The following is a 22,708-nucleotide window of genomic DNA, read 5'->3' as shown; positions in this document are numbered from 1 at the left end:
TGACGGAACGGGCAGGGAGCGGGAACGGGGCCGGAACCGGGAACGAGAGCGGGACCGGGGCGTTCCGGGAGCGGGAGCGGGAGCGGGAGCGGGAGCGGGAGCGGGAACGAGAGCGGGGCCGGACCGGATGTCCCGGCCCGGCCCCGTCACCCGTCCGTCAGACGCCGGTACCGGCCGCGGCCTCCGCGTCGCACTCCTGCGCCCGCAGCGCCCGCGCCAGGTCGTCCCGGGACTCCAGCACCAGCCTGCGCAGGGCCGGCGCCGCGTCCGCGTGCGCGGTCAGCCAGGCGTCCGTCGCCGCCAGCGTGGCCGGGTCGTCCTGGAACGCCGGGAACAGGCCCTTGACCACGACCACGCCGATCTGGATCGACCGCTCGGCCCAGACCCGCTCGATCGCGTCGAAGTACTTCTCCGTGTACGGCGCCAGCAGCTCCCGCTGCGAGGACTGGGCGAAGCCCGAGATCGTCGCCTCCACCAGCGCGTTGGACAGCGCGTCCGACTCCACGACGCCCGCCCACGCCTGCGCCTTGACCGCGGCGGAGGGCCGCGAGGCCAGGCACCGCACCTGGTGCCGCTTGCCGGACGCCGTGTCGTCACGGGCCAGTTCGGCGTCGATCACCGACTCGTCCGCCACCCCGTGCGAGGCCAGCGGGGACAGGAACGCCCACCGCAGCTCCTGGTCGACGTCGAGCCCGTCGATCCGGGCCGAGCCGTCGAGCAGCCCCGACAGCAGCTGGAAGTCCGCCTCCGAGTCGGCGACCGACGCGAAGAACCGCGCCCACGCCAACTGGTGCTCGCTGCCCGGCTCGGCGACCCGCAGCTCCCGCAGCGCGCCCTCGGCCAGCGCCCGGCCGCCCTCCTCGCGCCACCCGGGCGCCGCGTACTGCGTGAGCACGGTCCGGGTCCAGGCGTGCAGCATCTGGAGCACGCCGATGTCGGACTCCCGCCCGGCGAAGGCCAGCACCAGCGCGGCGAAGTCGCGGGCCGGCATCAGCCCGTCCCGGGTCATGTTCCACAGCGCCGACCAGCACAGCGCCCGCGCGAGCGGGTCCGTGATGTCGCCCAGGTGCTCCCGCAGCGTGGCCAGCGACACCTCGTCGAAACGGACCTTGCAGTACGTGAGGTCGTCGTCGTTGACCAGGATCAGCTCGGGCCGCTCCGCCCCCGCCAGCTCCTCGACCACCGTGCGCGGCCCCGCCACGTCCGCCTCGGCGCGCGCGTACCGCACCAGGTTCCCGTCGGCGTCACGGCGGTACAGCCCGACCGCGACCCGGTGCGGCCGCAGCTCCGGGTGGGACTCGGCCGCCTCCTGGAGGACCGCCAGTTCCGTGATCCGGCCCGCCGCGTCGTACGTCGCCACCGGGGTCAGCGAGTTGACGCCCGCGGTCTGCAGCCACGACCGCGACCAGGCGGTCATGTCGCGTCCGGACGTCTCGGCCAGCACGGACAGCAGGTCGCCCAGCTGGGTGTTGCCGTAGGCGTGCTTCTTGAAGTAGCGCCGGGCGCCCTCCAGGAACGCGTCCCGGCCCACGTACGCCACCAGCTGCTTCAGCACCGAGGCGCCCTTGGCGTACGTGATGCCGTCGAAGTTGAGCTTGGCGTCCTCCAGGTCACGGATGTCGGCCGTGATCGGGTGGGTGGACGGCAGCTGGTCGGCGCGGTACGCCCAGGACTTGCGGTTGTTGGCGAAGGTGATCCAGCCGTTCTCGAAGCGGGTCGACTCCACCATGGAGAACGCGCCCATGAAGTCGGCGAACGACTCCTTCAGCCACAGGTCGTCCCACCACTGCATGGTGACGAGGTCGCCGAACCACATGTGCGCCATCTCGTGCAGGATGACGTTGGCCCGGCTCTCGTACGCCGCCTGCGTCACCTTGCCGCGGAAGATGTACTCCTCGCGGAACGTGACGCAGCCGGGGTTCTCCATCGCGCCGAGGTTGTACTCGGGCACGAACGCCTGGTCGTACTTCCCGAACGGGTACGGGTAGTCGAAGTTGTCGTGGAAGAAGTCCAGGCCCTGCTTGGTGATCAGGAAGACGTCGTCCGCGTCGAAGTGCCGGGCGAGCCCCTTGCGGCACATCGCGCCGAGCGGGATCTCCAGCGTCGTGCCGTCGTCGAACGTGCGGCTGTAGGAGTCCGTCACGTAGTGGTACGGACCGGCGACGACCGCCGTGATGTACGTGGAGATCGGCTTCGTCTCGGCGAACCGCCGGACCTCGCCCTCCCGCGACTCCTCGGCCCCGTTGCTCCAGACCGTCCAGCCCTCGGGGGCCGCCACGGTGAAGCGGAAAGGAGCCTTCAGGTCGGGCTGCTCGAAGTTCGCGAAGACGCGCCGCGCGTCGGCCGGCTCGTACTGCGTGTAGAGGTAGACCTCGCCGTCCTCCGGGTCGACGAAGCGGTGCATGCCCTCGCCGGTCCGGCTGTACGCGCACTGCGCGTCGACCACCAGGACGTTCTCGCCCTCCGGCAGGTCCTCCAGCGCCACCCGCGTGCCGTCGAAGACGGTGGCGGGGTCGAGCGGGGCGCCGTTCAGCGTCACCGCGTTCACACTCGGCGCCACCAGGTCCGCGAAGGTCGACGCACCGCCCCGCGCGTTGCGGAACCGGATGGTCGTCACCGAGCGGAAGGTCCGCGGACCGGCGGAGGCGGCCTCCTCGTCCCCGTCGGGTCCCCCGAGGGCGGAGCGCAGATCGAGATCGATCTCGTAGCCGTCGACGCTCAGCAGCTCGGCCCGCTCGCGGGCCTCGTCGCGGGACAGGTTCTCACCGGGCACGGGCGCACTCCTTTGTGTCACGTTCGAATACTTTGATCCTCCCATGCCGCCACTCGGCCCGGCAGGCGGGAATGACCGGTGCGCCCGAAGGTGTTCTCGCGCACAGGTGCGCACGCTCTTACGAGGAGAGACATGTCTGACAACAGCACGGCGACGACCGGAAAGACCCCCGCCGACTTCTGGTTCGACCCGCTCTGCCCGTGGGCCTGGATGACCTCCCGCTGGATGCTGGAGGTGGAGAAGGTCCGTGACGTCGAGGTCCGCTGGCACGTGATGAGCCTCGCCGTGCTCAACGAGGACCGGCTCGACGAGCTGCCGGAGGAGTACCGCGAGCTGCTGTCCAAGGCGTGGGGCCCGGTCCGGGTCGTCATCGCCGCCCAGCAGAAGCACGGCGACGAGGTCGTCGGCCCCCTCTACACCGCGCTCGGCACCCGCTTCCACAACCGGGGCGAGGGCCCCACCCGCGAGGCGGTCCTGGGCGCGCTCCAGGACGTCGGCCTGCCCGCCGAGCTGGCGGACTTCGCGGACTCGGACGTGTACGACGCCGAACTGCGCGCCTCCCACAAGGAGGGCATCGACAAGGTCGGCCAGGACGTCGGCACGCCGGTCATCGCCGTGCCGGGCGCGGACGGCGAGCAGATCGCCTTCTTCGGCCCGGTCGTCACCCCCGCCCCGAAGGGCGAGGAGGCGGCGAAGCTGTGGGACGGCACGCTGCTGGTGGCGTCCATCCCCGGCTTCTACGAGATCAAGCGGACCCGGACGCAGGGCCCGATCTTCGACTGACCCGTCTTCGGCCGGACCGTACCGCCGCCCCGCCCCGGCAAAGGAACGGGGCGGGGCGGCGGTACGGGGAAGAGGCCGGGCGGGGGGCGACGGACGGACCCGGACGTACGCGACCGGCGCGCGGCGACGGGGCCGGGGAGCCGGCCGGGCCGGTGCAGGCGTCCCCGTACGGGTGCTGACGCTGCCGGAGTCACGACCTCACGAGGGACCGGCCGCCGACCGGTCGGCGGCCGCCTTCCCGGCCGCCTTCCCGGTGGGCGCGGCGGCCCGGTGCTCCGCCGCCTCCAGTGCCAGGGTGACCGCGAGGGAGGCGGCCGCCATCACGGTCATCGCCGTCCCCGGCGACGTCCACTGGGCGAGGGAGCCCGCGAGCGTGGCGGCGACGCCCTGCATGGCGATCATGCCGGAGGAGTGCAGCCCCAGCGCCTGCCCGGTGATCCCGTCCGGTGTCAGGGCCATCAGCCGCTCCTGGTACAGCAGACTCGCCGAGAAGCCGACCGAGGCGAGCAGCACCAGGGCGAACGCCAGGGGGAGCGCCGGGCCCGCGGCGAAGAGCAGGTACGGAGCGGCCAGGAACAGTTGCAGCGGCGCGGCCAGCCGCCCCCGCCGGGAGTGCGTGACGAACCGGCCCGTCACGACGTCCCCGACGAGCATCCCCAGCGCGGCGAAGGCGAAGAGGAGCCCCGCGTGCCCGGGGTCGTACGGTACGAACAGCGACTCGCAGCCGACGACCAGTCCGTTCGGCACCCAGAGCGCGAGATAGGTCCGGCGGCGCGGACCCGAGGACCACAGCACGGCGTTGGTCCGCCAGGTCTCGGCCACCGAGGGCCGCCCGGCGGTGCGCGGCGGCCGACGGGCCAGCCCGAACCGGGCGACGGCCGCCCCGGCCAGATACAGGACGGCGGCGACCAGCAGCGTGCCGCGCGCGGACAGCGTCGCCACCAGGAGCCCGCCGAGCGCGTACCCGCCGATCTGCATCAGGCCGGCGCACATGTTCAGCACCGAACGCCCCAGCAGATAGCCGTCCTTGGGCAGCACCTCGTTGAGCAGCCCGTACCGCACGCCCCCGCCCACCGCGGCGATCAAGCCCTCCACCACGATGATTGCGAAGACGGCCGGCAGCGGCAGCCCGGGGACGGCGAGGAGGGCGGTGGCCGCCGCGAAGGCGAGCGCCATGCCGGTCATCGCGGCCCGCGGCGGCAGCCGGTCCGCCGCCGACATCAGCACGGTCGCCCCGACGACCTGGGCGAGCGAGGAGCCGAACATGGACAGGGCGGCGAGCAGCGGCGATTCGGTGGCGGCGTAGACGAGGGAGCCGAGCGCCAGCCCGCTCGTCGTGGATCCGGCGACGTGGGTGGCGCCCGCCGCGAAGAGCGGTTTGAACTGCGGCGTGCGGAAGAGTTCCCGGTAGGTGCGCATGCGGGGGAGTCTCGGAGGGGACGCGCCGTGACCGTTACTGTTTCGCACGGAGGCGAAACGTGACGGCGGGACGCGGAGGCGTGACGGCATGGGCCTGTGGCGGATCGGCGCGGACACGCTGGCCGGGAGCCGGTTCGTCGTGTCGCCGCTCGCCGAGACCGTCGCCGCCCTGAAGGCCCTGGAGCGGGGCCGCCCCGACCACCCCGGCGAACGCGCCTGGCTCGACGCCCACCTGCCCGCCCACCGCGCCCGCCGGGCCGCCGACCCGGTGACCGCGCTGCTGGTCGCGGCGGCGCTCGGCGGCAGCTGGAACGCGGACTTCGCCACGCCCACACCGACGGGCGAGGGCGCCCCGTCCTTCGAGGAGGAGCTGGCCCCGGTCCGGGCGACCACGCCCGAACGCGCCCGGGCCGACCTCGTGGTCTCGCTCGGCGGCGGCCCCCTCCCGCCCCTCCTGGACCGCGACGACCTGGCGCAGCGCTTCGCCGACGTCCTGGAGTGGGTCTGGCACCGCGCCGTGCTGCCCGACTGGCCGCGCAGCCGCCGGATCATCGAGGCGGACGTCGTCGCGCGGACCGGGGAACTGGGCCGGGGCGGCTGGGCCGCCGCCCTGAGCGGTCTGCGCCCGGGGATGCGGTGGCTGGGCGACGGGCGGCTCCGGATCAACGCGTACGACTACCCGACGAAGCAACTGACCGGTGTGCGGCTGCTGTTCGTCCCGGTCACCCGGCGTTCGGGCTGGGTCTCCTGGGACGACGACGCGCGGCGGTACGCGATCGTCTACCCGTGTTCCGGCGCCCTGGCCGACGTGGGCCGGGCCCGGGTCCCGGACAGCCTGTCGCGCCTCCTCGGCCCCGCGCGGGCGACCGTCCTCGTCCTGCTCGCCGACCCGAAGAGCACCACCCAGCTCGTCGCCCTGACCGGCCAGGGCCTGGGCTCGGTCGGCCGCCACCTCAAGGTCCTCCTGGATGCGGGGCTGGCGGACCGCCGCCGCACCGGCCGCTCGGTCCTGTACTTCCGTACGGCCGCGGGCGACGTACTGGTGGGGGCCGCCCGACGGGACGGCCGAGGGGGCTCCCGCGGACCGGGGCCCTTCATCGCGTGACCGTGTAACCGGTCCGTGACGGCGGGGTCCTGGAACGAAGACGCCGGGATCCCCTCGGCACGACGCCTCCTCATAGTGATCGGGCGGGCACCGGGAAGCCGATGCCGTTCCGGTCGCAACCATTGACTCACCAAGGGGATCTCCATGTCCGGCAACCGCCGCAAGGCCTTTCTCGTCTCCGCCGTCCTCGTGGGCGGCGCCATGCTGATGACGGCGTGCCAGGACTCGGAGGCGACCACGGACACCGACGCCGCGCGGGGTTCCTCGTCGGCCTCGGCCACCCCGTCCGGCCCGTCGGCCGGGAGCGACGACCAGGGCACGGAGAAGGGTTCGGGCAAGGGCGCCGACAAGGGTTCCGGCACGGCGGGCAAGGGAACCGGGGGCGGGGACGGCTCCGGCGCCGACACCGGCAACGGCGAGCGGCAGCCGGTCGGGCAGGTCTGCGGCGCCAACGACATCTCCTGGAGCACCAGGTCCGAGACCCAGGCCGGTGGTTACGTCCTGATCACCGCGAAGGCGAAGCCGGGCATCACCTGCGTCCTGCCGGCCGCGCTGCCGACCGTGGCGTTCGGTTCCGACGGAACCGAGGCGGGCCCCGCGGAGCAGGCCGTCGGCGAGCAGATCACGCTGAGCGGGAGCACCACCGCCTACGCCGGGGTGAACCCGAAGACCACCGGGGAGGACGGCGGCAAGGAGCTGGACAGCATCATCGTCGCCGTCGGCGACAGCGACCCGAACCCGGTGTCCCTGAAGGTCGGCACCATCGTCGTCGACGCCCCGGTCGTCACCAACTGGCACACCTCCCCGACGGACGCGGTTCCGTTCGACTGAACAGCCCCACACCCTCGTCGAACACCCGACGGGCCCGGCAGACCGCTGCCGGGCCCGTCCCGCCGTTTCCGCACGGCCGGGGGCGGGGGAAAAATCCCTCCGGCGTTGTCGGTGACCTCTGTTAGCTTCGGGCGGCCCGTGCGTTCCACGGGCCTCGAAACGTTCACAGGGGAGGGCCAATTGACCGGATCAGGGAGAACGGGCAGACGCAGACGGACGGTGGTGGCCGGCTGCGCGGTGGCACTGCTGGCCACGGCCGCCGGCCCGGCGCAGGCGTTGGACAACCTGCCGCCGAAGCAGCCGCTGATTCAGGATCTCCGGACGGAGAACAGTCCCTGCGCGACCGGGGACGACCCGACGTACGTCTCGCGGCCGCCCAGGCTCAGCGCCGTGCTGTACGACCCGGAGGAGGACAACCAGCCCGTCGAGGCCAACCTGGTCAAGGGCGAGTTCGAGGCGTGGTGGACGGACGGGGCGGGGGTGGAGCAGCGTCGTACCCACACCACCCTCATGTCGTTGTCGGGGACTCCCCGGTACTGGACGGTGCCGGACGACATCCCGGCGAACACGGTCGTCTCCTGGCACGTCCGTGCCGACGACGACGAGGCGACTTCCTCATGGAGCGACGAGGGCGACGGCTCGGCCTGCTCGTTCGTGTACGACGACGTGAGCCCCGAGAAGCCGACGATCAGCTCCCCCGAATACCCCGATGACGGCTCCTGGACGGACGGGGTCGGCGTCTACGGTCACTTCACCATGGACTCGCCCTCCGACGACGTGGTGGCGTACAGGTACGAATTCCCGGGCGTCCCTTACGGGACGGTCTCCGCCGGGGAGCCCGGTGGGCCCGCGACCGTTCCGTACTTGCCGCTCACTTCGGGGCCCGAGTGGCTGGCGGTCCGCGCGGTCGACCGGTCGGGCCGATTGAGTGCGGAGTCGCGGTACGAGTTCAACGTGCAGTCCGGGCGCGCCCCCGTCGCCCGCTGGAAGCTGGACGACCCGGCGGGCTCCCGCTCCGCCGCCGCCGAGACGGGCACCGCAGCCCGGGCCGGCACCGGTGTGACCTTCGGCGGCCCGGCGCCCTCGGGCACGGGGGCCACCGCCACGGTCGGCCTCGACGGCAGTGGCCACGGCTTCCTCACCACCGACGCCCCGGCCACCGACATCCGCAAGTCCTTCGCCGTCAGCGGCTGGGCGCGGCCCGCCGAGACCGGTCGGAACATGACCGTCGCCAGTCAGGACGCGGACGGGGGGCCCGGCTTCGCCCTCGGCCTGCGCAACGGGGAGACCGGCCCCGCCTGGTCGTTCGCGATCGGGGACGCGACGGTGTCCGGCGGCGCACCCGAGACCGGCGAGTGGGCCCATCTGCTGGGGCTGTACGACGCGGAGACGGGCCGCGCCCGGCTGTACGTCAACGGCCACGAGGTCGGCACCGAAGTGGCGGCGACCCCCGCCGAGGCGGCCGGCGCTTTCCAGATCGGCCGCGCCCGCGGGGCCGCCGGCTACCGCGACCGGTGGCACGGCGACATCGGCGACGTACGGGTCCACGACCGGGTCGTGGTGCCGGGCGAGGTGACCGAACTGGCACGGCGCAAGTCGAAGCTGCTCGGCCGCTGGGCGTTGGAGAACGCGACGGACGGCACGAGCCCCGAGCAGTCGGGCGGCGCCCCGCTGCGGCTCGGCGCGGGAGCCTCGATCTACCAGGGCTCCGACAGTTCCTGCATCCCGGAGCTGGACCCCGACTGCCCCTACGTGCCGCCGGCACTGGTCGGCAACGGGCATCTCGGTCTGGACGGCGAGACCGGATACGCCGCCACCGACGGGCCCGTCGTGGACACCGCGGAGAGTTTCTCCCTCGGTGTCGTGGTGCGGCTGACGGACTCCGCCCCGGCCCGCCCGATGACCGTGCTCTCGCAGGCCGGTGAGCACACCGACGTGCTCAAGGTGCGCTACGACCCGTCCACGTACAGCTGGCAGCTGGTGATGCCGGAGAAGGACGAGGCCGGGGCCCCCGAGAAGGTGGTGGCCCAGATCAAGAGCTCGGCGGGTGGTCAGGAGCGTCGTCTCGCCGTGGTCTACGACGACGGGACCGACACGGTCACGCTCTTCCTCGACGGCTCCGTCAAGGAGACCGCGAGCCTCCCGCACGGGCTGCGCAGCACCGGCGCCCTCCAGATCGGCCGGGCCAGGGCCGGTGGCGGATGGGGCGAGTACTTCCATGGGGACGTGGACGAGGTGCAGGCGTACTCCGGCGCGCTGCGGGAGAGGGACGTGCCGTTCCTGGGCACGGGCGTGGACTACTGCCCGTGCTGATCCATCAGCACTGAACCGGGCCGAGAGGTGCGACGGCCCGCGGGAACACCGGTTCCTGCGGGCCGCCGGGCACCGGGACGGTGTCCGGCCGGGGCCCTCACGCGTCGAGCCACTCCGTCACCTCGACCGTGTCCCCGACGCTCACGACGCCCTCGCACACCACCGCGTTCTTCGCGCCGAAGCTGACCTTGTTGCCGTACTCCGGTTCGCGCCGGTACGTCGACAGGGTGCGGATCGGTTCCGGGCCCGCGCGGTGGCCGGTGACCTGGTCGACCATGGGGACGGCGCACCGCATCGCCCGTACCGAGTGGGCCAGTTCGACGGAACCGATGGTCATCCGGCGCACCCGGTCCTCGAAGTGGGGTTCGTCGTCGCCGGTCAGGACGATGTTGGGGCGGAAGCGGTCCATGGGGACGGGGGAGGCGTCGCCGCCCGCGGTGATACGGGTGTTGAGGTCGTCCAGCGAGGCCGTCGAGGCGATCAGCACGGCGTGCGCGTCCGCGAAGTTGACCTTGCCGGGGGTGTCGCCCCAGCCGTCCCGGTCGAAGCCGGGCGCCACCCGCACCAGGCGGGACTTCGCGCCGAGCACGTCGGAGAACCACTCCGCGATCTCGTCCCCCTGGTCGACGGCCTCGCCGAGAGGACGGTCGAACATGCTGACCTCGCGGCGCGGGCCGTCCGGGTCGACGTCCAGGCGCAGTGGCTCGATGTCCTCGGCCGACAGGCTCAACGCCGCGCCGCCCTCCAGGACCCCGACCCGGACCGCGGCCATGGCGGGGTGCGTGCGCTGGCTGCGGAACGCGCCGTCCGCAGCGTCCACCACCATGAACGTGCGGTCGTGTTCGAGGCCGGTCCCGAGGACGTGCGCGGAGTCGACCGTGGTCCCGGCACAGCCCTTGACCGGGTAGTAGGTGAGGCGGTGAACGGTGATGGTCACAAGACACTCTCCCGGGCGGCCGCTTCGAGGTCGTCGATGCTGCCGGATGCGATGGTGCGGATGTGGCAGGTGTGGCAGGTGGGATCCCCGGCCCGGAAGGCGTCCGTGGAGACGGCGGGAGCGGGGTCCATGGCGCCCATCATCGCATCCACCTCGCACGACGTGAGTTCCTTTTGGGGACTTTGTGGCGCCGGCCGGCGGAGGGGACCGGAACCGCGTTGGTACGATCACCTGTTCGATGTCGGCGGTGCCCGGGCACCCGGCCATCACTTTGTGGAGAGAACATGCAACGTCCCCTCGTCCCCCTCGTCCCGCTCGTCGTCGCGGCGGTGCTGCTGTGCGCCGGATGCTCCGGGGAATCGGGTTCGGGATCCGGATCGGATGCGGCGCGGGGGTCGGGGAAGGCCGCGAAGGCCGCCGGGGCCGACTCGGCGGCGGACCACGGGGCGGCGGTACGGGCCGCGGTGGCCGCGACGGAGCGGAGCAGCGCCCGGATCGACGAACGGATCGAGATAGGGGACGGCACCACCAACTACGTCATCTCGGTCAAGGGCGACTTCGACTGGGCGGGTGACAAGGGACGCCTCGCGGTCGACCTCCGCAATCCGGCGGTTCCCGGGAAGACGTCGCCCCGCATGGACGAGATCTTCGCCGGCGACACCGTCTACTTCGGCGGGTTCGCCGAGATGGCGGGCTCCTGGGGGTCGATCCGCCGGGACGAGGCGGAGGCCCACTACGCGCTGCGGGCACCGATGAACGACCCCGAGCACGTCCTGCGCCAGGTGGCGCAGATGCGCAGGATCTCGAAGGTCGGCGAGGAGACGGTGAACGGCGTGCGCGCGGTCCACTACCGCGGCACGCTCACCGAGAAGACGGTCACGCTGCGGATGGCGAAGGACATGAAGGCCAAGGTCGCCACCATGGGGGAGAAGACCGGTGGGCTCACCGTGTACGCGGACGCCTGGATCGACCGGAACGGGCGGATCGTGCGCACCCGGCTCGACTGGCCCCTGGGCCCGGCGGGCATCAGGGCGACGATGGACCTGACGGACCACGGGAAGCCGGTACGGGCGAAGGCCCCGGCCCCCGACGAGGTCGTCCCCATGCCGCAGGTCGGCGGCCCCCTGCCGGGCTGACCGGCCCTGTGCCGCGCGATGTGACGCAAGGGCCCTCGGCCGAAGTCCTGCTGACATGCTTACGGCGATCACGACAAGTGGACAGGCAGTCGAAGGGGTGGGGAATGTCCGGGGTAGGGGTCGGGAGAAGAGCGTCGGCGCTGCTGTGCGCCGTCGTGCTGATGGGTGGGGTGGCCGGATGCGGTGGGTCCGACGGTGGGCCCGGGGGCGGTGAACCGTCCGGTGCACCCGCCATGAGCGACACGCAGCGGATGAACGAGTCGCTCAAGTTGTTCAAGGGCTATGAATCCTTCCGGATGAAGGGCGAATTCAGGTCCGAAATGTCGGTCGGGGTCGACCTGCGTGCCGATCGGCAGGGAAACTGCGTCGGCACGTACAAGCAGAATCAGGTGCCCGACGAGGTGACCATCATTCGTGACCGTGGCTGGGTGCGCTACGACGACAAAAACCTTGAGGAGATACGCAAGGTCACGAAGATTTACATGCCGGACAAACTGGCCGCTGTCGACGAAGCGATCAAGAAGTCCCGCGGAAAGTACATCGAATACCCGGCCCGTGACCTCTTGGACAACCCGGGGCTGTTCCTCTGTGCGTTCCACCTGGCGTTCATGAAAGTTCCGGGAAAGGTGAGAAGCGCCGAGGAAGTGGGAAACCCGCGCACCAGGGGCAATGAGCGGACCGTTCAGCTCACGCACGGTTCCGGCGAGGGCGAAGTATCGGTGCACGTGCCGGAGAAGGGCGGGAACGCACCCCGGGGCATCGAATTCAATCTCGGTGACGTGCCGGTGATACTCGAACTCGACGAATACGACAAGCCGGTGACCGTGAAGCCGCCCGCGCCCGCGGACGTCGTGCAGGAGAAAGAGGTGCGGGCGCTGGACCTGTCCTCGGATCTGCCCGGCGACTGAGCGAGGTCGGTGCGCCCCGGTCGGGTCCGGGCCCCGGCGGAAAGTCCTTCGACACGGGGGACGGATCCGGCCATGATCGGGTGCGTGAGTTCGTATGTGAGTGACCCGGTTCGTGTCGGTACGGAGCAGCTGCCGGGAGGGCGGTTGCTGGGGTGGGCCGAGTGGGGGCCGGCGGACGGGGTGCCGGTGCTGCTGTCGCCCGGTGCGGCCACCGGCAGGCACCTCGGGTTCGGCGCCGACGCGGTGGCCGGGCTCGGGGTGCGGCTGATCTCCGTCGACCGTCCCGGGCTGGGGGCCTCCACGCCCCTGCCGGGCCGTACGTTCGACGACTTCGCCGACGACGTCCGCGCGTTCGCCGCGCTGCGCGGCCTGGACCGGCCCCTGATGGTCGGCAACTCGCAGGGCGCGCCCTTCGCGCTGGCGTGCGCCGCCGCCGGGGTGGTCGGCGCGCTCGCGGTGGTCTCCGGCGCGGACGAGGTCGCCGAGCCGCGCTTCGCCGACGCGCTCCCGGAGGACCTGCGCCGCCTCGTCGATCTGGCCGTGTCCGACCCGGCCGCCGCCGAGCAGGTCTTCGCCGGGTTCACCGCGCAGGGCATGTGGGACATGGTCATGTCCCACAGCCCCGAGCGCGACCTCGCCGTGTACCGGCAGCCCGCGTTCGCCGCCGCCTACCGGCGCGCCCTCGACGAGGCCTTCGCGCAGGGCGCGGCCGGCTACGCCCGGGACACCGCCCTGGCCATGGGGCGCTGGGGGATCGGGCTGTCGGACATCGCCGTACCCGTCGACCTCTGGTACGGCCAGGAGGACACCGGCCACTCGCCCGACCACGGGGCCGGGCTGGCCTCGCGCATCCCGGGTGCGGTCCGGCACCTGGTGCCGGAGGCCGGTGGATCGGTGCTCTGGACCCACGCCGAGCAGGTGCTGCGCACTCTCCTGGCCCACGCCCCGACCGCCTGAGCACGGAGCAACGCGGCACAGAAGGGCCCCCGTCCGTCACGTCCGGGCGGGGGCCCTTCCTCCATCCGCCTGCCGGGTGAAGGTTGAGAAGACGATCACGAGGCAGGACGATTCCCGCGCCCCGCGGTCAGGGGGCGAGCAGCAGCACGTCGGCGCGCTCCTTGGCGGCCGCGTAACGCTTCGCCACGTCCTGCCAGTTGACGACGGCCCACATCGCGTCGATGAAGTCGACCTTCTGGTTCTTGTACTGGAGGTAGAAGGCGTGCTCCCAGGCGTCGAAGACCAGGACCGGGACGGAGCCCTGCCCGACGTTGCCCTGGTGGTCGTAGACCTGCTCGACGATCAGCCGGCCGCTGACCGGCTCGTACGCCAGGACGCCCCAGCCGGAGCCCTGCGTGGTGGCCGCGGCCTTCGTCAGCTGGGCCTTGAAGCCTGCGAACGAGCCGAACGACTCGGTGATCGCGTCCGCGAGGTCGCCGACGCCGTCCGCCGCGAGGGGCTCGCCGCCGCCGTCACCGGTCATGTTGTGCCAGTAGATCGAGTGCAGGATGTGGCCGGACAGGTGGAACGCGAGGTTCTTCTGGAGGCCGTTGATCGCTCCCCACGCACCCTTGTCGCGCGCCTCCTCCAGCTGCTCCAGGGTGTCGTTCGCGCCCTTCACGTACGCGGCGTGGTGCTTGTCGTGGTGGAGCTCGATGATCTGCGGATTGATGACCGGTTCGAGCGCCGCGTAGTCGTACGGGAGTTCCGGGAGCGTGTACGTGGCCATGTGGTCGAACCCTCCAGCTGCTGCCAGGTTGTTATTGCAAGTTCTATGCAGGAGCAGGCTAACAGCAGGAGGGCGCCCGAAGTGATCAGTCCTTCGACCTAGGACGTGTCCGGGGACCTGCCTCGTCGCGGCCGGGCCTGTCGGACGGAGACGGGCCCGGCCGCGACGGGTGGTCAGGCGCGGGCGCGGGTCCGGGCCGCGGCGAGGCGGGTCAGGTGGTCCTCGTACGCCTTCGCGTAGTGCGCCGCGCGTGCCGGGTCCGGCTCGACGATCTCGGTCGGGGCCGTCCACGCCGCCGTGTCCAGCTCCGTCCCGAAGCGCCGCGCCGCGGCCAGCACCGCGCCGCGCGCACCTACCTCGCCCTCCACGATCCGGACCGGCCGGCCCAGCACGTCGGCGAACAGCCGCATCCACGCGGGCGAACGGGTGCCGCCGCCGCACAGGGCGAGGGTGCCGGTGAGACCGGCGGCCTCCAGGCAGTGCCGGGCGGCGAAACCGATGCCCTCGCAGACCGCCCGGATCAGGTCCCCCGGCGTGGTCTCCAGCGACACCCCGGTCAGTTCGGCGCGCAGCCTCGGCTCGACGAACGGGGCGCGTTCGCCGGACGGGGCGAAGTAGGGCAGCACCCGGACCCCGTTCGCGCCGGGCGGGGTGGCGGCGAGCAGCGCGTCGACCTCGGTGTGGCGCACCCCGGTGGTGCCCAGGACCCAGTCCAGGGCCGCGGTGCCGACCATCGCGGGCATGGCGCGCAGCCAGTGGCCGGGGCGGTCGGTGGAGATGTGCAGCCCGGCCGGTTCGCCCTCCAGGTCGAGCCGTCCGGTGGCCACCAGCGCGGCCAGACAGGTGCCGACGATCAGCAGCCCGTCGCCCGGCCGGGTGACGCCCGCGCCCAGGGCGCAGGCCGCCAGGTCGTACGGGCCGTTGGAGATCCGTAACCCGGAGGGGAGTTCGGCGGTCGCGACCGGGTCGCTGACCGGGGCGAGGAGCGGGGCCCGGTGGGTGAGGCCGAGCGCGGCCAGGACCTCGGGGGAGTACGCCCGGGTCAGCGGGTCCAGGAACGGCATCGACGCGTCGGACACGTCCGTGGCCCGGACCCCCGTGAGCCGCTGGAACACCATGTCCTTGCAGTACAGGGCGGTCGCCGCCGCGTCGAGCGAGGCCGGGTCGTGCCGGTCCAGCCAGGCCAGCACCGGGCCCGGACAGCCCGGGAACATCGCGCTGCCGGTGCGCCGGTAGACGGTCTCGAAGACCCCTGACTCCAGCCAGGCGTCGACCAGTTCATGGGCCCGGCCGTCCATCCAGGAGATCGCCGTACGGACCGGGCGGCCCGCCTCGTCGACCAGCCAGACGCCGTCGCCCTGACCGGTGAGACCGGCGAACACGACCCCGTCGGAGCCGAGCGCGGCCAGCACCTCGCGGACCGCCCCGTACAGCTCGTCCATGTCCTGTTCCACGAAACCGCCGTGGATCGCGAGGCCCACCGGGCGGGACTCGACCGCCAGGGTGCGGCCCCGCGGGTCGAAGGCCGCGGCCTTCACCACGGACGTGCCGACGTCGATGCCGATGTAGCGCGGCTCGGTTCCCGTCACGGTCACAGCTCCCCTCGGAGCGCGTGGGCGAGCGGTTCGCCCCGCACATGGCGGGCCACCTCGGCCGCCGCGATCCGGGCCGCCTTCTGCGCGACGGCCCGGCTGGCCCCCGCCACGTGCGGGGTCATCAGCAGGTTCGGGGTACGGAAGAGCCGCGACGTGGCGGGCGGCGGCTCCTGCTCGTACGTGTCGAGCGCCGCGGCCCGCAACTGCCCCGAGTCCAGGGCGTCGCACAGCGCCTCCGTGTCCAGCAGCCCGCCCCGGGCCGCGTTGACCAGCACCGCGCCGCGCGGCAGCAGCGCCAGTTCACGGGCCCCGATCAGATGCCGGCTCTCCGGGGTGAGCCTGGCGTGCAGGGTCAGCACCCGGGAGCGGGCCAGCAGCGCCTCCAGCGACGGGGCGCGCATGCCGTGCACGTCGCCGCGCACGTACGGGTCGTACACCTCGACCTCGGCGCCGAACGCGGCGAGCACCCGGGCCACCCGGCTGCCCACCGCGCCGTAGCCGATCAGCCCGACCGGGGTGTCCTCCAGCTCCAGGCCGCAGTGCTCGTACGTGTAGTGGGAGGCGTCCCAGAGGCCGTCGACGGCGAGGGAGTGGTGGGACTCGGGGATGCGGCGCAGGGCGGAGAGGATCAGCCCGACGGTGAACTCGGCGGTCGCCGCCGCGTTGCGCCCGGGGGCGAAGCACACCCGTACGCCCCGGGCCCGCGCGGCGGCGGCGTTCACATTGACCGGACCGCCCCGGCAGACCACGACCAGCCGCAGGTCCGGGGCGGCGGCCAGGACCCGCTCCGTGAACGGGGCCATCTGGGTCACGCACACCTCGACCCCGTCCAGGGCGGCGATCAGCGCGTCCTCGACGTCGCTGGCCTCGTCGACCTCGGCCACCCTGCCGAAGGGCTCCAGCGGCCAGGGCAGGGTGAGCTCGGTCAGGCGCGTCCCGGTGTCCGGGGAATCGGTGCCGAGGGCCCGGTCCAGGGCCTCGGCGAGCAGGGAGTTGCGGACGAAGTGGTCACCGGCGAGCAGGATCCTCGTCGGGGGGCGGACCGTCTCGGGGCGGGTCATCGCAGAGCGTCTCCTTGTCCGGGGGTCGGGGACACGGGCGGCCCGGGGGCCGGCGGTGATGCCTGGTGATGCCTACGGTGTCATCGGGGACGGGCCACGGCCCCGGACCGGCGCGCGGATCCGGCCCGGTCGCCCGCCATCTCCACCCCCGCGCCGGATCGGACGTCCGCCGCCCCCGCGTCCGTGCCGGGCCGGTGGTCCGCCGGTCCCGGGTCCGCGCCGGATCGGTCATCCGTCCTCGTCACCTCCCGCGCCGGGCCTCCGGCCGGTGGCGCAGACCTCGTAGGGCACCTTGTGCTCGTCGAGTTCGCGCAGCGCCCGGGGGGACGCCCCGTCGTCGACCAGCAGCAGGTCGAAACGGGAGAGCGGGGCGAGCCGGTGCAGGGCGACCCGGCCCAGCTTGGAGTGGTCGAGCAGCAGCACGTTGCGGCTCGCCGAGTCGAGCATCGCCCGCTTCACGGAGACGATGTGCTGCTCCTGGTGGTAGGCGAAACCGCCGGACGCGGCGGAGGTCGAGGTGAAGCAGACGTCCACCTGGAGCGACTGCACCGCCTCCACGCACGAGACGCCGAGGAACGAGGAGTGCAGCGGGTCGAAGTCGCCGCCGAGCCCCATCAGGCGTATGCCGCGCTCCTGCGACAGCAGGTTGATCGCCTCCAGGAAGTTGGTGACGACGGTCAGCGGGGTGATGGAGCGCAGCCGCCGCGCGATCTCCAGGGTGGACGTCGAGTCGTCGAGCATCACCGCCATGCCCGGTTCTATGAGCTCCAGGGCCCGTTCGGCGATGGCGGCCTTCTCGGCGCGCATCGTCTTCAGCCGGTAGGAGACGTTCGACTCGAAGACACCGGACGGCTGGGCGGTGACCCCGCCGCGGAACTTGCGGACGATGCCTTGCCGTTCCAGCTCGTCCAGATCCCGGTGGATGGTCATCAGGCTGACGTCGAAGCGCTCCGCCAGTTCCGCGGCGCTCACCTCGCCCTGTGCGAGGACGTACTCGGCCATGGAGGCCTGCCGGGGGGCGGGTCCCCGCTGTGGAACGTTGCTCACGTGCTGATCCTTCGTCCTGGACGTGCCGGCCGGTCGGCCCCGGGGCGTGCTCCCGTCCGGCGGGGGCACGGGTGGAACGGCTCCGGCGTCGGACCCGGCCGTCGTCGCGCGGGCGGCCGGCGCCGGACGTGCGGGTGTGCGGACGTACGGACGTGCGGGGGGTGCGCGGGTCCGGCCGTGACCTCCACGGTCCGGCCGGGAACGGGCAGGCGGGCGACGGCGGCGTTCACACATTGAGCCGACTGGTTAACAGAGCTTGGAACAACGGAAGTTGGCCGTCAATCCCTCGCGCAACGGAAATTCTCGGTGCAGAGTGAGAACTTCACAGAGGGGACCGATATGTGGATGGGCATCGATCTCGGCACGCAGAGCGTCCGCGCGGTGGTGGCGGGGGACGACGGTGAGATCCTCGGCAGCGGCTCGGCGCCGCTCACCGGCAGACGCGACGGCGTACGGCACGAGCAGCGGCCCCTCGACTGGTGGACGGCCGTCCGCGCGGCGAGCCGCCGGGCCCTGCGCGACGGCCCCGCCCCGCGCGCGCTCGCGGTCTGCGCCACCTCCGGCACCGTACTGCTCGGCGACGCGGCGGGCCGGCCGCTGACCCCGGGCGTGATGTACGACGACGGCCGGGCCGCGGCGGAGGCGGAACGGGCCGGGACCTCGCCGAGCTGGGGGCTGCCCAAGGCGATGTGGCTGCTGCGGGAGCACGGGGGAGCGGCGGGCGGCGCCGTACGGATCATGCACCAGGCCGACGTGGTCCTGGCCCGGCTCGCCGGGACGCCGCTGCCCACCGATTCCAGCCACGCCCTGAAGACCGGCTACGACCCGGAGCGGGAGGCCTGGCCGTGGCGGCGGTTCGAGAGGCTGGGGCTGCCCGGCGAACTGTTCCCGGACGTGGTGCGGCCGGGGACGCGGATCGGCGAGGTGGGGCGGGCGGCGGCCGAGGAGACCGGGATCCCGGCGGGCACGGCCATCGTCGCCGGGATGACCGACGGGTGCGCGGCGCAGATCGCCTCGGGCGCGCTCGCCGTCGGCTCCTGGAACTCGGTGCTCGGCACGACACTGGTCCTCAAGGGGGTCACCTCGTCACCGGTCGAGGACCCGGCCGGCGTCGTCTACAACCACCGGGCGCCGGACGGGAGCCGGCTGCCGGGCGGGGCCTCGGGGGTCGGCGGCGGGGCGCTGACCGCCGCCTTCCCGGCCGCCGACCCGGCCCTCATGGACATGCTGGCCCGCGCCCACGAACCGGCGCGCGTGGTGGCGTACCCCCTGGTGGCGACGGGGGAGCGGTTCCCCTTCGTGGCACCGGAGGCCACCGGCTTCCTGCTCGGCGAGCCCGCGAGCGACGCCGAGCACTGGGCGGCCCTGCTGACCGGGGTGGGTCTGGTCGAACGGCTCTGCTTCGACTACCTCGACCTGCTCGGCGCCCCGGCGCACGGCGCGCTGACGTTCACCGGCGGCGCGGTCCGCAGCGGCCACTGGAGCCGGCTGCGTGCCGACATCCTGGGCCGCCCGGTGCGCATCCCGCAGTACAGCGAACCCGCGCTCGGCATGGCCGTGCTCGCCGCGTACGGGGCGGGGGCGACGGACACGCTGCACCGGGCCGCGGCCCGGATGGTGCGACTGCGGCACGTGCTGCACCCGCATCCGGTGCGCACGGCGTGGTACACCGAGCCCTACCTCACCCTGGTGGGCGAACTGGAGCGCCGCGGCTGGCTCCCCGGCCCCGTCGCCGCCCACGCCCGTACCCGAACGGAGAACGCATGACCGGGAGCCCGGCCACGCTGCTGCTGGCCCGCCACGGACAGACCGTCTGGCACGCGGAGAACCGCTACGCCGGCGTCAGCGACATCGCCCTCACCGACGAGGGCCGCCGCCAGGCCCGGCAACTGGGCGAGTGGGCGGCCCGCAACCGGGTCGACGCGATCTGGACGTCCACGGTCGGCCGCGCCGTCGAGACGGCGCAGCCCGCCTGCCGGGCGCTCGGCCTCGTGCCCCGGCGCGAGCACGATCTGCGCGAGTGCGACTTCGGCGAGGTGGAGGGGCGCACCCTGGCGGAGTTCGCGGCGGACCACCCCGACCTGGCCGCGGAGTACCGAGCCGACCCGGTGGCCCACCCCTTCCCCGGGGCCGAGGACCCCCGGACGGCCGCGGCCCGGGGGGCGGCGGCGCTGCGCCGGATCGCGGCCGGGCACCCGGGGCAGCGGGTGCTGGTCGTCGCGCACAACACCCTGCTGCGGCTCGTGCTGTGCGAACTGCTGTCGATCCCGCTGGGCTCCTACCGCCGGGTCTTCCCGCAGCTGCGGAACACGGCGGTGAGCGAGGTGCGGATCGGGGAGTCGGGCGGGGCGCTGCTCTCCCTCAACGTGCCCTGCGCCCCGGACACCCCTGCTCGCTGAGCACCGTGCCCCGCCCGCCGGATGCCGGATGTCACTCGGCGGGCGCGGCCCGGCGCTGGCGCACGACACCGACGGCGATCAGCGCGGCGGTCAGGGCCCCGCTCGCCAGCAGCTGGTCGCGGGTGTCGGGCCGGAGCAGCATCAGGACGAAGACGCCGACCATCGCCACCAGCGCCAGCACCGTCAGGACCGGGAAGAGCCACATCCGTACGACGAGCTTCTCCGGGGCCGAGCGCTCCAGCCGGCCGCGCAGGATCAGCTGGGAGACGGCGATGAAGATCCAGACCACCAGGATCACCGCGCCGATCATGTTGAGCAGCCAGTGGAAGACGTCGTCGGGACGCCAGTAGCTGAGCAGCACGCACAGGAAACCGAACCCGGACGACATCAGGACGGCGGTGCGCGGGACCCCCGAGGAGATCCGGCCGAGCCGCTTCGGGCCCTGGCCCCGGGCGACCAGCGAGCCGGCCATGCGCGAGGCGCCGTAGATGTTGGCGTTCATCGCGGAGAGCAGGGCGACCAGGACGACCACGTTCATGATCTGGGCCGCGCCGTGGATGCCGAGGTGGTCCAGGGTCGCGTAGAACGGGCCGACCTTCGCGACCTTCTCGTCGTCCCAGGGGACGAGCGTGACGACGACCGCCATCGATCCGACGTAGAAGAGCGCGATCCGCCACATCGCCGTCCGCACCGCACCGGCGACGCCCCGCACCGGGTTCTCGGACTCGGCCGCGGCGATGGTGACGGTCTCCAGACCGCCGTACGCGAAGACCGAGGCGAGCAGGCCGACGACCAGGCCCTCGACGCCGTTCGGCATGAAGCCGCCCGCGCCGGAGAGGTTGGCGGTGCCGGGGGCGTCCGTGCCGGGCAGCAGCCCGAGGATCGCCAGCAGGCCCAGCACCAGGAAGAGCGTGATCGCCACGACCTTGAGGGTGGCGAACCAGAACTCGAACTCGCCGAACTTCTTCACCGAGGCCAGGTTCGCGCCCAGGAACACCAGCATGAACAGCGCGACCCAGATCCACTCCGGGGTGCCGGGCAGCCAGCCGGTGACGATCTTCGCGGCGCCGATGCCCTCCAGGCCGACGGCCACGCAGAGCAGCACCCAGAACGCCCAGCCCACGGTGAATCCGGCCCACGGCCCGATCGCCCGTTCCGCGTGGACGGAGAAGGAGCCGGAGGCCGGGTTCGCGGCCGACATCTCGCCGAGCATCCGCATCACGAGCATGACCAGCAGCCCGGAGACGGCGTACGCGATGACGATCGACGGGCCCGCGGCGGCGATGCCCTCGCCGGAGCCGACGAAGAGCCCGGCGCCGATGACGCCGCCGAGGGCGATCATCGAGAGGTGGCGCTGCTTGAGCCCGTGGGTGAGAGCCGAATCGGCCCCGGTTCCCCCGGCACCACCGGTGTCGGGAGAGCCGGGAGCGCCGGGGGAGTCGGAGGTGTCGGTCGGGACGCCGGTGGGGGGAGGCGCGGAATTCCGGGACATGGACGTGCTCTGTTCGATAGGTGAGACGTGGGGGGACATGCGCGGACAGTCTGGACACGCACCCCGGCGACGGGGAACCGGTGTCCGCTATCCGGGCGCGATGCTCACCCAGGGTACGCACCCGGACACGGTGGGGCGGCGGTCCGGCCGTATCGCGCCCCCGGTCCGCCCCGGTCCTGCGGAGGCGGCCCGCATTCCAGGCGCCCCTCCCGGGGGATTTGGCGGGAAGCTACAGTTCCGCAAGGGCGTCCGAATCGGTGGAGCGGAGGGCATCCCGCCCCCACCTCAGTGACGAGCATCACGCCGTCGCGTGATTGTGCGCGGCCCTTTGTGCGGACCCCACCAACGCCCCGACCAACGCTTTGTGGGCCACTGATGGTGATCGGTCGTTAACCCGTGGGCTAACGTCGGCCCCAGTCTGTCCCCACCTGCCCTCACCCCCGCGGAGTCCCGATGAGCACTGCTGCCGCCCCTGCCCGTACCGGAGTGGTCCTCGCCGACCTGCTGCCCGCCGCCCGGAACCGTTACGCCGTCGACACGGCGCTGGTCCTCGGCGGTGCCGCGCTCACCGGGATCGCCGCCCAGATCGCCGTGCCGATCCCCGGCTCGCCGGTCCCGGTCACCGGCCAGACGTTCGCCGCGCTCCTCGTCGGCACCGCGCTCGGCGCCCGCCGGGGCTTCCTCTCCCTCGGGGTGTACGCCCTCGTCGGCATGGCGGGCATGCCGTGGTTCGCCGAGGCCCGGTCGGGGATGGCCTTCCCGTCGTTCGGCTACGTCCTCGGCATGCTGCTCGCCGCCGTCGTCGTCGGCGCCCTCGCCCGTCGCGGTGGCGACCGCTCGATGCTGCGCACCGCGGGCACGATGGTGCTGGGCTCCGCGATCATCTACGCGGTCGGCGTCCCGTACCTGGCGCTGTCCACCGGCATGTCGGCGAGCGCCGCGATCGCGGCGGGACTGGTGCCGTTCCTGCTCGGCGACGCGCTGAAGGCGGCGCTGGCCATGGGCGCGCTGCCCGCGGCCTGGAAGCTCGTCGGCCGCCGCGGCTGACGCCGCCACCGCTCGCGCGGGGAGGCCCGCCGGATCGCGACACGCACGCGACCGGCGGGCCTCCGTCGTGTCCGGGCACCGACCGGGAAGGCTCCCGGCGCCCGGACCCGGCCGGATCCGATGTCGGCCGGACCCG

19 protein-coding genes are annotated in these 22,708 nt (G+C 73.0%); 10 read left to right on the top strand and 9 right to left on the bottom strand.

What is annotated here, in order from left to right; all coding sequences use genetic code 11:
• Window positions 1–157: 157 nt before the first annotated feature.
• Window positions 158–2,773: an aminopeptidase N gene (pepN, locus tag ABZZ04_RS08700; RefSeq protein ID WP_356931455.1), complete on the bottom strand. Its 2,616-nt coding sequence runs from the start codon at window positions 2,771–2,773 to the stop codon at window positions 158–160.
• A 132-nt stretch (window positions 2,774–2,905) separates the two neighbouring features.
• On the opposite strand from pepN, the gene ABZZ04_RS08695 reads away from it, so the two are divergent.
• Window positions 2,906–3,556: a DsbA family protein gene (locus ABZZ04_RS08695; RefSeq protein WP_356931454.1), complete on the top strand. Its 651-nt coding sequence runs from the start codon at window positions 2,906–2,908 to the stop codon at window positions 3,554–3,556.
• Window positions 3,557–3,754: 198 nt separating this feature from the next.
• On the opposite strand, the gene ABZZ04_RS08690 is transcribed toward ABZZ04_RS08695, so the two are convergent.
• The gene (locus tag ABZZ04_RS08690) at window positions 3,755–4,975 is read right to left on the bottom strand and encodes an MFS transporter (RefSeq protein WP_356931453.1); all 1,221 of its coding nucleotides are present in this window, start codon (window positions 4,973–4,975) and stop codon (window positions 3,755–3,757) included.
• 88 nt (window positions 4,976–5,063) lie between these two features.
• Here ABZZ04_RS08690 and ABZZ04_RS08685 point away from each other — a divergent pair, with 88 nt between their 5' ends.
• From ABZZ04_RS08685 to ABZZ04_RS08675, 3 genes are all read left to right on the top strand, one after another.
• Entirely contained in the window at window positions 5,064–6,080 is a 1,017-nt protein-coding gene (locus tag ABZZ04_RS08685; RefSeq protein ID WP_356931452.1) for a winged helix-turn-helix domain-containing protein, read from the top strand.
• 144 nt (window positions 6,081–6,224) lie between these two features.
• Window positions 6,225–6,911, top strand: coding sequence for a DUF4232 domain-containing protein (locus ABZZ04_RS08680; RefSeq protein WP_356931451.1), 687 nt, complete (start codon window positions 6,225–6,227; stop codon window positions 6,909–6,911).
• A 219-nt stretch (window positions 6,912–7,130) separates the two neighbouring features.
• A complete protein-coding gene (locus tag ABZZ04_RS08675; protein ID WP_356931526.1) occupies window positions 7,131–9,224 on the top strand; it encodes a LamG domain-containing protein in 2,094 nt (697 codons plus the stop codon).
• Between the two features lie 97 nt (window positions 9,225–9,321).
• Here ABZZ04_RS08675 and ABZZ04_RS08670 read toward each other — a convergent pair whose 3' ends face one another.
• The gene (locus tag ABZZ04_RS08670; RefSeq protein WP_356931450.1) at window positions 9,322–10,161 is read right to left on the bottom strand and encodes an MOSC N-terminal beta barrel domain-containing protein; all 840 of its coding nucleotides are present in this window, start codon (window positions 10,159–10,161) and stop codon (window positions 9,322–9,324) included.
• Complete coding sequence (locus tag ABZZ04_RS08665; RefSeq protein WP_356931449.1) at window positions 10,158–10,292, bottom strand: hypothetical protein; 135 nt, start codon at window positions 10,290–10,292, stop codon at window positions 10,158–10,160. The genes ABZZ04_RS08670 and ABZZ04_RS08665 overlap by 4 nt, the downstream gene beginning before the upstream one ends.
• 153 nt (window positions 10,293–10,445) lie before the next feature.
• Between ABZZ04_RS08665 and ABZZ04_RS08660 the strand changes: the two genes are divergently transcribed.
• From ABZZ04_RS08660 to ABZZ04_RS08650, 3 genes are all read left to right on the top strand, one after another.
• Window positions 10,446–11,297: a hypothetical protein gene (locus tag ABZZ04_RS08660; RefSeq protein WP_356931448.1), complete on the top strand. Its 852-nt coding sequence runs from the start codon at window positions 10,446–10,448 to the stop codon at window positions 11,295–11,297.
• Between the two features lie 233 nt (window positions 11,298–11,530).
• Window positions 11,531–12,205, top strand: a complete 675-nt coding sequence (locus ABZZ04_RS08655; RefSeq protein WP_356931447.1) for a hypothetical protein — start codon at window positions 11,531–11,533, stop codon at window positions 12,203–12,205.
• Window positions 12,206–12,289: 84 nt separating this feature from the next.
• The gene (locus tag ABZZ04_RS08650; protein WP_356931446.1) at window positions 12,290–13,162 is read left to right on the top strand and encodes an alpha/beta hydrolase; all 873 of its coding nucleotides are present in this window, start codon (window positions 12,290–12,292) and stop codon (window positions 13,160–13,162) included.
• Window positions 13,163–13,289: 127 nt separating this feature from the next.
• On the opposite strand, the gene ABZZ04_RS08645 is transcribed toward ABZZ04_RS08650, so the two are convergent.
• From ABZZ04_RS08645 to ABZZ04_RS08630, 4 genes are all read right to left on the bottom strand, one after another.
• Window positions 13,290–13,931, bottom strand: a complete 642-nt coding sequence (locus ABZZ04_RS08645; protein WP_148835200.1) for a superoxide dismutase — start codon at window positions 13,929–13,931, stop codon at window positions 13,290–13,292.
• A gap of 173 nt (window positions 13,932–14,104) precedes the next feature.
• The gene (locus ABZZ04_RS08640) at window positions 14,105–15,520 is read right to left on the bottom strand and encodes an FGGY-family carbohydrate kinase (RefSeq protein ID WP_356931445.1); all 1,416 of its coding nucleotides are present in this window, start codon (window positions 15,518–15,520) and stop codon (window positions 14,105–14,107) included.
• Between the two features lie 2 nt (window positions 15,521–15,522).
• Window positions 15,523–16,587 (bottom strand): NAD(P)-dependent oxidoreductase, encoded by a 1,065-nt coding sequence (locus ABZZ04_RS08635; RefSeq protein WP_356931444.1) that lies wholly within the window; start codon window positions 16,585–16,587, stop codon window positions 15,523–15,525.
• Between the two features lie 228 nt (window positions 16,588–16,815).
• On the bottom strand, window positions 16,816–17,589 hold the full coding sequence (locus ABZZ04_RS08630; protein WP_356931525.1) for a DeoR/GlpR family DNA-binding transcription regulator: 774 nt from the start codon (window positions 17,587–17,589) through the stop codon (window positions 16,816–16,818).
• A 384-nt stretch (window positions 17,590–17,973) separates the two neighbouring features.
• Here ABZZ04_RS08630 and ABZZ04_RS08625 point away from each other — a divergent pair, with 384 nt between their 5' ends.
• Both ABZZ04_RS08625 and ABZZ04_RS08620 read left to right on the top strand, forming a co-directional pair.
• Window positions 17,974–19,401, top strand: coding sequence for an FGGY family carbohydrate kinase (locus ABZZ04_RS08625; protein ID WP_356931443.1), 1,428 nt, complete (start codon window positions 17,974–17,976; stop codon window positions 19,399–19,401).
• Window positions 19,398–20,033 carry a histidine phosphatase family protein gene (locus ABZZ04_RS08620; RefSeq protein WP_356931442.1) on the top strand — a complete coding sequence of 212 codons (636 nt, stop codon included), beginning with the start codon at window positions 19,398–19,400 and terminating at the stop codon, window positions 20,031–20,033. Before ABZZ04_RS08625 ends, ABZZ04_RS08620 begins: the two co-directional genes overlap by 4 nt.
• A 31-nt stretch (window positions 20,034–20,064) precedes the next feature.
• Here ABZZ04_RS08620 and ABZZ04_RS08615 read toward each other — a convergent pair whose 3' ends face one another.
• A complete protein-coding gene (locus tag ABZZ04_RS08615) occupies window positions 20,065–21,525 on the bottom strand; it encodes an amino acid permease (protein ID WP_356931441.1) in 1,461 nt (486 codons plus the stop codon).
• A gap of 453 nt (window positions 21,526–21,978) precedes the next feature.
• Here ABZZ04_RS08615 and ABZZ04_RS08610 point away from each other — a divergent pair, with 453 nt between their 5' ends.
• Window positions 21,979–22,572 (top strand): biotin transporter BioY, encoded by a 594-nt coding sequence (locus ABZZ04_RS08610; RefSeq protein ID WP_148835189.1) that lies wholly within the window; start codon window positions 21,979–21,981, stop codon window positions 22,570–22,572.
• Window positions 22,573–22,708 lie beyond the last annotated feature (136 nt).

Origin of the sequence: Streptomyces sp. NPDC006435 (assembly GCF_040612315.1) — a bacterium.
Lineage (GTDB): Bacteria > Actinomycetota > Actinomycetes > Streptomycetales > Streptomycetaceae > Streptomyces.
The sequence above is the reverse complement of the archived record's forward strand: the minus strand, read 5'-3'. Positions and strand labels throughout refer to the sequence as shown.

Coding starts and splice junctions, on each gene's coding strand:
- ABZZ04_RS08660 (WP_356931448.1), top strand. CDS start 10,446: ATGCAACGTCCCCTCGTCCCCCTCGTCCCGCTCGTCGTCGCGGCGGTG.
- ABZZ04_RS08665 (WP_356931449.1), bottom strand. CDS start 10,292: ATGGACCCCGCTCCCGCCGTCTCCACGGACGCCTTCCGGGCCGGGGAT.
- ABZZ04_RS08655 (WP_356931447.1), top strand. CDS start 11,531: ATGAGCGACACGCAGCGGATGAACGAGTCGCTCAAGTTGTTCAAGGGC.
- ABZZ04_RS08635 (WP_356931444.1), bottom strand. CDS start 16,587: ATGACCCGCCCCGAGACGGTCCGCCCCCCGACGAGGATCCTGCTCGCC.
- ABZZ04_RS08685 (WP_356931452.1), top strand. CDS start 5,064: ATGGGCCTGTGGCGGATCGGCGCGGACACGCTGGCCGGGAGCCGGTTC.
- ABZZ04_RS08645 (WP_148835200.1), bottom strand. CDS start 13,931: ATGGCCACGTACACGCTCCCGGAACTCCCGTACGACTACGCGGCGCTC.
- ABZZ04_RS08610 (WP_148835189.1), top strand. CDS start 21,979: ATGAGCACTGCTGCCGCCCCTGCCCGTACCGGAGTGGTCCTCGCCGAC.
- ABZZ04_RS08690 (WP_356931453.1), bottom strand. CDS start 4,975: ATGCGCACCTACCGGGAACTCTTCCGCACGCCGCAGTTCAAACCGCTC.
- ABZZ04_RS08630 (WP_356931525.1), bottom strand. CDS start 17,589: ATGGCCGAGTACGTCCTCGCACAGGGCGAGGTGAGCGCCGCGGAACTG.
- ABZZ04_RS08625 (WP_356931443.1), top strand. CDS start 17,974: ATGTGGATGGGCATCGATCTCGGCACGCAGAGCGTCCGCGCGGTGGTG.
- ABZZ04_RS08620 (WP_356931442.1), top strand. CDS start 19,398: ATGACCGGGAGCCCGGCCACGCTGCTGCTGGCCCGCCACGGACAGACC.
- ABZZ04_RS08615 (WP_356931441.1), bottom strand. CDS start 21,525: ATGTCCCGGAATTCCGCGCCTCCCCCCACCGGCGTCCCGACCGACACC.
- ABZZ04_RS08680 (WP_356931451.1), top strand. CDS start 6,225: ATGTCCGGCAACCGCCGCAAGGCCTTTCTCGTCTCCGCCGTCCTCGTG.
- ABZZ04_RS08695 (WP_356931454.1), top strand. CDS start 2,906: ATGTCTGACAACAGCACGGCGACGACCGGAAAGACCCCCGCCGACTTC.